Raw genomic sequence first — 7,137 nt, 5'->3', positions numbered from 1 at the left:
TTGGAGTCGGTGAGGTAGCCGAGCACGCGCGGGCCGACCAGGCTCATGATCAGCCCCATGATCGACAGCACCACGATCACCTCGACCAGCGTGAAACCCGCCTGCGCGGAATCCCGCCCGCCCCCAGGTCCCCATCCCGTCCATCCCGCCCGCGCGCGCATGACGGCCTCAGGTTCTCGTGCTTCGGAAGGTCGGGCTCGCCTCGGGCAGCACCTCCGGCACGCGGAAGGTGACGCCGTCGGGCGAGGGGATCGGCGTGTTCGAGACCTGCCAGTGCGGCCGGCTGCCGGTCTTGGCGAAGTCCGGGTCGTTCGGCGGCGGGGTGAGCAATTGGTAGCGCAGCACCATCGCGAAATCCTCGTGCGCGGTGTTGTGGCAATGGCTCACGTAGGCGCCGCCGAACTCGCCGAAGCAGACCTGGATGCGGACCGTCCCGCTCGGGCGCAGGCGCCAGACGTCCTTGCGCACGAGCTTCTCGGTCGGGCCGATCGAGGCGCCGCCGCGGTCGAGGGTGAGGCCCTCCTCGAAATGCAGGTGGATCGGGTGGTCCCAGCCCCCGCCCCCGTTGACGAAGGTCCAGTGCTCGACCTCGCCGGGCCTCGGCACCAGCGCGCTGATCCGGTTGGCGTTCAGCGTGTGGGCCGACTGGCCGTTCACCTTGATCGAGTAGGGGAAGGCTTCGTGCTCGCCGCAATCGGGGATGCAGAGGCCGGTCTTCGGGTCGCGGGAATCGCCGCCGCCCGAGCGGCCGAACTCGATGACGCGCTCGCGCACGGGGGCGACGACCGGGATCTGGGTGGTCAGCGTCCTGAGGCCGCCCTTCCAGTCGGAGGTCGAGAAGTCCGTGCTCGGGTCGGCCTCGAGCCCCGTATAGGTGCGGCTCGGGTCGTCGACGCTCTTGATGCCCCCCCTGCGGACCCGGAACTCCATCACGGGCCCGACGCAGGGATCCTCGGCCACGCCCTTGAGCGCGTCCTTCAGCGACAGGGCCTTGTCGGGCTTGCGGCCGTCGGTCTGCTTGAGCAGGTTGACGAGGTAGAGGCTGTCGCCGTCGGCGAAGGCCGAGAAGTCGACGACGATGTCGTAGCGCTCGCCGTTGCCCTGCTCCTCGAGCGCGGTGAGCTGGACGGGATTGACGACGAGGTTGCCGTCGTTGGCGATGAACCAGAACGGCACCGCCGTGCCGGAGGAGAACTTCTTCGACCTGTTGACCCCGATCGCGAACTTGTAGAAGCGCGCCATCGCCGCGTTGAGGATGCGGAAGCGGTAGCGGCGCGGCAGCACCTCCATGTAGGGGTAGTAGCCGCCGTTCACGGCGATGACGTCGCCGAGGAAGCCGTCGGTGTCGAAGATGTCGAAGAACATCTGCCCGTCCCTGTCGAAGGCCGGGTTCGAGACCGCGAGGTTCACGTCGAAATCCTGGTTGCCCCAGGCGGTCGCGTCCCCGCTCGGCAGGAGCAGGTTGATCCCGTCCCTGACCGCGGTGCAGGCCCGGTCCGGGCCGCTATAGACGTTGCACAGGGCGAAGTTGCCCTTGTGCACGTTCTCCGCCGTGAAGAAGAACCGGTGGTCGTGAAACCACATCGACCCCTGGATCTCGCGGTAATCGCCCTCGACCATCATCAGTCCGCCGTCGTCGGTCGGGCCGGAGGCCTTCTGCCGGTAGAGCGGGTCGCTGAAGGCGCGATGGGCCGGCAGGTCGCGGCGGGCGAGGGTCAGGGCCCAGTGGTAATCGTAGAAGGTGCCCGGATAGTGGAAGGCGTTGCAGGCGCCGTCGCTCTCGGCGCCGTTATGCGCGTTGTGGAAATGGGTGGTGATCTCGTTGCGGCCGAAGCCCCGGTTCTGGGTGCGGTCGGCCGGGAGATCGTTGTAGATGCGCGTCAGCATCGGCTCGCCGTAGCGGGCCTTGATCAGGCAGGGCATGCCGTAGCCGAGGCGCGAGCCCGCGCTCGAGCCCGCCCAGCCCGGCTGGCGCACGCCGAACGACCACATCGCGTTCATGTCCTGCTCGGGCATCTCCGCGCAGAAGCGGGTGGCGGCCTCGCATTGCCCGAGGGACATGAGGTAGCCGACCTTCGGGAAGAGATCGCGGTTCGCGCTCGTCGGGTCGTTCGACCAGCGCTGATGGGCGAAGAACTCGCCCGGCGGGCGGCCCTCGCAGGGGCCGCGGCCGGTGAGCGGATTGGTCAGGCGCTGCCAGTTCGCGCCCCGCTTCGACCATTCGTCGTGGTAGGAGAGGCGCCGGGCCGGCATCTCGGGGAGGGGGCGCCCGCTCGGGCTCATCCAGAGCACGTCGTCGCTGCCCGCCGCGGCCGCGAGGGGGATGCGCGGCTGGACGAGGGCCCGGTGCAGGGGCTCGTGGAACTTCTCGGCGCCGAACAGGGGGCTGCGCGGCGTCCCGGTCGGCACGGTGGCGTAGGCGCTGCGCACGAAGGGGCTGAGGCCGTGCTTGGCCGCGATCAGGCCGCCCGCGCCGTAGATCCCCCAGCGGAACAGGTCGCGCTTGGTGATCTGACCGTGCGAGACGGCCTTGACGATCTCCAGCCTGTTCTCGCGGGCGCGCTCGGCCTCCTGGATGCGGATCCGAGAGGTGGTCTTCCGGTCCAGAAACATGGCGACAGGTCCCCAGCGTCGGGCCGGGCGGCCCCGGCCTCGCGTGAGCGTCGGGGACCGGCCCATTCCCGGTTGATCGTGCGACAGCCTTCCGCGGCCCCTGCCGGGCCGAGCCGCGCCGCCGCGCGCCGCGCCCGGACGTTGCCCGGGCATCGGCAGCCTGTCGGCTCGCTCCTGATGGTGGTTTCGTTGGTGCCGACCCGTTCGCTGCCGATCAGATCTTGCACAATATAGTTTATTGGACTTGTGCCAGCGTAACGGCTGTCTTACCGCAAGATTAGACTCAGTATTCAATCCGGTAAAATTGTAAAACTACGCAGATCCGAAACAGTACGCTTGAGGACCCTTCTCTCCTTGCCCCTGTGCTTGCGACGTCCCGAGGCGCCTCGTCGTCAGAGGAGGGATGCTTGTCCCGAATCGTGAAGATTTTCAATAACTCTGAGTCATTAGACCGGATTAGTCCCCCGCGCTCGCCCGCAACTGTACCGACGGGATGCGGGGAATTCCAGGTTTCGCGGGTCCCGGACGCGTGCGGGTCCAGTATTCGCGCCCGGCCCGCACGCATCGCGGCCCCTGCCGGCCGCCGACGACCGGGGGCGCGCCCCGAGGAAGCGGTCAGACCGTGATGTCGAGGATGCGCCGCCGCGCCGGCTCCGCGGCCGCCTCGATCCCCGCCCCGGCCCGCAGGCGCTCGACAGGCTGCGCGATGTCCACCGTGACGGGCGCGTCGGCCGGCGCGCCGCGGCGCAGCGCGGCGTTGCGGGCGGTGAGTTCGAGCTCCGCCTGCCGCAGCAGGCCGATCGAGGAGAGGGGCGCACCGGCGATCATGGATCGGTCCTCCCGAACCGCCAGATCAACACGCGGCCCGTGAAGATCCCGTCACCGCGATCCGTCGAAGGCCGCCGATTCCGCCCGCCGCGGCTCGCGCCGCCGGAGCAGGTGCTCGAGGCGCGCCTGCCAGCCCTGCGCCCGCTCCGCGCTGGAGAGCTGCAGGCCGCGCTTCGTCGCCATCAGGTCGAGGATCATCAGGACGATCCAGGGACCGCCGATACCGAGGAAGAATGCCATCGCTCGATCCCCTCCCGGAGAGCCGGCCGCGAAAGATTCGGGCCCGCCGATGATAGAGCGCGGCGCCGGGGCAGCAAGCGGAGGCCGGGGAGCGGGCTTCGCCGGAGCGGCTGCGCGAGGCGCGCCCCGGCCCGCGGGAGGCTCGCCGCACTTTCGCGCGCCATCGGCAGTTCGACGCATATGAGAGCGCCTCCCTCTGGTGCATGATGATCGCGCCCAATTATCCGCGACGCGTATCATCACCGGCCTCATGCCCCGTACCGTGACCTACCGGATCACCGACCGACCCGACGGCCGCTTCGATGTGGCCGTGACGATGGAGCCCGCGCGGGACGCCGGCGCGGGATCGGCCGGGGCGCAGGCGAAGACCTTCCTGCGGGAGGGGGTGGCGACGCTCGCCGAGGCCGAGGCCTGGGTCGAGGGGCTGCGCGTCCTGATGGGGGCCCTCGGCGCCCCCGTGGCCCGGGCGGAGGACGGCGGGGCCGCCGTCGCCCCGGGAGTCCTGCAGCGCTCGAACCTCTGATTCCGCCCGGCGCATCCGTCAGGGCAGGCGCGGCGTGCAGACGGTGCCGGCCCCGCCCCCGAGGGGCACGACGGCCACCGGTACGCCGTAGAGCCGCTCCAGGCTCTCGGGGGTGAGGATCTCGGCCGGCGGCCCGAGCCCCGCCAGCGCCCCTTCCCGCAGGAGGGCCACCCGGTCGGCGCAGAGGAAGGCGTGGCCGGGATCATGGGTCGAGAGCATCACCCCGAGGCCCCGCGCCGAGAGCCGGCGGATCTGGCCGAGCACGCGCGCCTGGTTGCCGAAATCGAGGCTCGCGGTCGGCTCGTCCATCACGAGGAGGCGCGGCTCGCCCGCGAGCGCGCGGGCGATCAGGGCGAGCTGGCGCTCGCCGCCGCTGATCTCGGTGTAGACCCGCTCCGCCAAGTGGCCGATCCCGAGCGCCGCAAGCGCGGCCTCGGCCGCCGCGTGGTCGGCCCGGCCCGGGCTCGCGAAGGGCCTCATCCGGCTCGCGCGGCCCATCAGCACGACCTCCCGCACGCTGAAGGGGAACAGCGCCGCGTGCGCCTGGGGCACGTAGGCGATGGTTCGGGCGAGCCGCGCGCGCGGCCAGCGCGCGACGCTCTCCCCCTCCACGAGGACGCGGCCGGCCCTGGCGGGCAGGAGGCCGAGCAGGGTCTTGAACAGGGTGGTCTTGCCGCAGCCGTTCGGCCCGAGCAGGCACAGGACCTCGCCCGGGAAGACCGCGAAGCCGACGCCCGCGCCGACGATGCGGGCGCCGTAGCCGAAGGCGAGATCCTCGACCCGCAGCAGGGGCTCACCCCTCACGACCAGCCCCGCCGCGCGGTGGCGAGCAGCCACAGGAAGAAGGGCGCGCCGATCAGCGCCGTCAGGATGCCGAGGGGCACCTCGATCGGGGCGATGGTGCGCGCCACGAGATCGACCGCGAGCAGGTAGCCCGCCCCCAGCATCAGGGAGGCCGGGAGCAGGCGCCGGAAATCCGGCCCGACGAGGAGCCGGGCGACGTGGGGCACGATGAGCCCGATCCAACCGATCACGCCGGTGACCGAGACGGCCGCCGCCGTCACCAGGGTCGCGGCGGCGACGAAGAGGGGGCGCAGGAGGCGCGTCTCGACGCCGAGCGCCCGCGCCTCCTCCTCGCCGAGGCTCATCAGGTTCATGCGCCAGCGCAGCAGGACCAGCGGCGCGAGGCCGATCAGAATCGCGGGCAGGATCGCGCCGATGTCGGGCAGGCTCACGGCACTGAGGCTGCCGAGGAGCCAGTAGGTGATGGCGGGGAGCTGGTTGTAGGGGTCGGCCAGCACCTTCAGGAGCGAGATCGCCGCCCCCAGCACCGCGCCGACGGCGACGCCGGCCAGCACCAGCGTCAGGACGGGATCGTGGCGGCGCACCGCCGCGCCGACGCCGTAGACGATCGCGACCGCCCCGAGCCCGCCGAGGAAGGCGAGCCCCTGGATCGCGGCGACGGGCAGGGACAGGAAGATCCCGGCGACCGCGCCGAGGCTCGCGCCCGCCGAGACGCCGAGGATGTCGGGCGAGACGAGGGGGTTGCGGAACAGGCCCTGGTAGGTGGCGCCCGCCGCCGCGAGGCCCGCGCCGACGACGAGGGCGCCTGCGACCCGGGGCAGGCGCACCTGCAGGATCACGGTCTGGGCCGTCGCGTCGACCCCGCTCGGGAGGCCGAGGAGCTTGCCCCCGAGCACGGCGAGGATGTCGCCGGGCGGCACGCCGTAGCGCCCGGTGGCGAGGGACAGGAGGGCGAGGAGGAGGAGGGCGAGGACGGGCAGAAGCCCGCGCAGGAGGCGCCGCCGCGGCAGCGCGGCGGCCCGGGCGCCGGCCAGCGCGCGCGTCACCGGCCCGCGCCCGAGAGCAGGGCCGCGACCTGATCGGGCGCGAGGTCGACGTGGTAGAAGAGCGTGTAGAAGGCGCGGGTCTCCGCCTCGATCGCTTGCGGGAACAGATCCGGGTGCAGGAGGCCCGCGAGCCAGCGCAGGCCGATCAGGCGGTTGATGCCGGGCGGCGCGTCGAACCAGCCGAAGGGCAGGCGGGGCGTCTGGTAGACCCGGCCCGCCCGCACCGCCCTCAGGCCGCTCCAGAGCGGATCGGCGGAGAGGCTCGCGCGGAAGGGCGCGTCGAGGGTGAGGATCACGTCCGGGTCCCAGGCGAGGACCTGCTCGGGCGAGACGGTGACGAGCCCGCCCCGGCCCGCCGCGTCCGCGACGTTGCGCCCACCCGCCGCCTCCAGGATCTCGGTGTTGATGGAGCCGGCCAGCCCCGTCTCCAGCCCCTTCGGCCCCCGGCCGTAATAGACCCGGGGGCGCTTGTCCGGCGGGAGCGCCCCGACCCGGCCGGCGACCTCCGCGAGCGTCCGCTCGGCATAGGCCGCGAGCTCGGCCGCCCGGGCCTCCTCGCCCAGGATCGCGCCGAAGGCCCGGTAGGTCTCCGGGATCTGCGCGAAGCGCCCGTCGAGGAGGAGGTAGGGGATGCCGGTCTGCTCCTGCACGCGGTCGGCCAGCGAGGCGTAGGTGGGGCCGGTCGAGCCGACATCGACGATGAGGTCGGGCTTGAGCGCCAGCACCGCCTCGACGTTGGCGGTGTTGCCGCGGCCCGTGAGGCGGCCGGTCGTCGGCAGGTCCCAGGTCTGCCGGGCGAGGAAGGGCTTCTCGTCCGGATAGGGCGCGCGCACCCAGCCGATCATCTTGGCGGGCGCCAGCGTGTAGAGCAGCACCGAGGCCGGCGGCCCCGCCGTCAGCACGCGCTCGACGCGCTCGGGGACCGTCACCCGGCGCCCGGCCGCGTCGACGACCTCCCGGGCCTCGGCCGGCGGGGTCCCGGCGGGGAGGGCGAGGAGCAGCGTGAGCGCGAGGGCGGCGAGCCGGGGGCGGGCGCGCGGCGTCGGATCGGGGGGCATGGCGGGCGGGCGGTCCGGCGGGAAG

General features: G+C 72.4%; 8 protein-coding genes. 1 reads left to right on the top strand and 7 read right to left on the bottom strand.

Features of this window, described 5'->3' with window-relative positions; all coding sequences use genetic code 11:
• The 4 genes from J2X36_RS24480 to J2X36_RS24465 form a co-directional block, all read right to left on the bottom strand.
• The coding region (locus J2X36_RS24480; RefSeq protein WP_310354547.1) for a prepilin-type N-terminal cleavage/methylation domain-containing protein at positions 1-161 on the bottom strand (161 nt) is incomplete at its 3' end.
• A gap of 7 nt (positions 162-168) precedes the next feature.
• Positions 169-2,613: a multicopper oxidase domain-containing protein gene (locus J2X36_RS24475; RefSeq protein WP_310354542.1), complete on the bottom strand. Its 2,445-nt coding sequence runs from the start codon at positions 2,611-2,613 to the stop codon at positions 169-171.
• Positions 2,614-3,228: 615 nt separating this feature from the next.
• Positions 3,229-3,441, bottom strand: a complete 213-nt coding sequence (locus J2X36_RS24470) for a hypothetical protein (protein ID WP_310354539.1) — start codon at positions 3,439-3,441, stop codon at positions 3,229-3,231.
• Between the two features lie 51 nt (positions 3,442-3,492).
• On the bottom strand, positions 3,493-3,681 hold the full coding sequence (locus tag J2X36_RS24465; protein ID WP_132255867.1) for a hypothetical protein: 189 nt from the start codon (positions 3,679-3,681) through the stop codon (positions 3,493-3,495).
• A 250-nt stretch (positions 3,682-3,931) separates the two neighbouring features.
• Here J2X36_RS24465 and J2X36_RS24460 point away from each other — a divergent pair, with 250 nt between their 5' ends.
• Complete coding sequence (locus J2X36_RS24460) at positions 3,932-4,204, top strand: hypothetical protein (RefSeq protein WP_310354537.1); 273 nt, start codon at positions 3,932-3,934, stop codon at positions 4,202-4,204.
• An 18-nt stretch (positions 4,205-4,222) separates the two neighbouring features.
• Here J2X36_RS24460 and J2X36_RS24455 read toward each other — a convergent pair whose 3' ends face one another.
• From J2X36_RS24455 to J2X36_RS24445, 3 genes are read right to left on the bottom strand one after another with little or no spacing between them, the layout of a single operon-like run.
• The gene (locus J2X36_RS24455; protein WP_310354536.1) at positions 4,223-5,008 is read right to left on the bottom strand and encodes an ABC transporter ATP-binding protein; all 786 of its coding nucleotides are present in this window, start codon (positions 5,006-5,008) and stop codon (positions 4,223-4,225) included.
• Entirely contained in the window at positions 5,005-6,054 is a 1,050-nt protein-coding gene (locus J2X36_RS24450) for an iron ABC transporter permease (RefSeq protein WP_310354533.1), read from the bottom strand. The genes J2X36_RS24455 and J2X36_RS24450 overlap by 4 nt, the downstream gene beginning before the upstream one ends.
• Complete coding sequence (locus J2X36_RS24445) at positions 6,051-7,112, bottom strand: iron ABC transporter substrate-binding protein (protein ID WP_310354531.1); 1,062 nt, start codon at positions 7,110-7,112, stop codon at positions 6,051-6,053. Before J2X36_RS24445 ends, J2X36_RS24450 begins: the two co-directional genes overlap by 4 nt.
• Positions 7,113-7,137: the final 25 nt, after the last annotated feature.

The sequence above is a fragment of the Methylobacterium sp. BE186 genome (assembly GCF_031457035.1).
Classification (GTDB): domain Bacteria; phylum Pseudomonadota; class Alphaproteobacteria; order Rhizobiales; family Beijerinckiaceae; genus Methylobacterium; species Methylobacterium segetis.
The sequence above is the reverse complement of the archived record's forward strand: the minus strand, read 5'-3'. Positions and strand labels throughout refer to the sequence as shown.

Coding starts and splice junctions, on each gene's coding strand:
- J2X36_RS24475 (WP_310354542.1), bottom strand. CDS start 2,613: ATGTTTCTGGACCGGAAGACCACCTCTCGGATCCGCATCCAGGAGGCC.
- J2X36_RS24470 (WP_310354539.1), bottom strand. CDS start 3,441: ATGATCGCCGGTGCGCCCCTCTCCTCGATCGGCCTGCTGCGGCAGGCG.
- J2X36_RS24465 (WP_132255867.1), bottom strand. CDS start 3,681: ATGGCATTCTTCCTCGGTATCGGCGGTCCCTGGATCGTCCTGATGATC.
- J2X36_RS24460 (WP_310354537.1), top strand. CDS start 3,932: ATGCCCCGTACCGTGACCTACCGGATCACCGACCGACCCGACGGCCGC.
- J2X36_RS24445 (WP_310354531.1), bottom strand. CDS start 7,112: ATGCCCCCCGATCCGACGCCGCGCGCCCGCCCCCGGCTCGCCGCCCTC.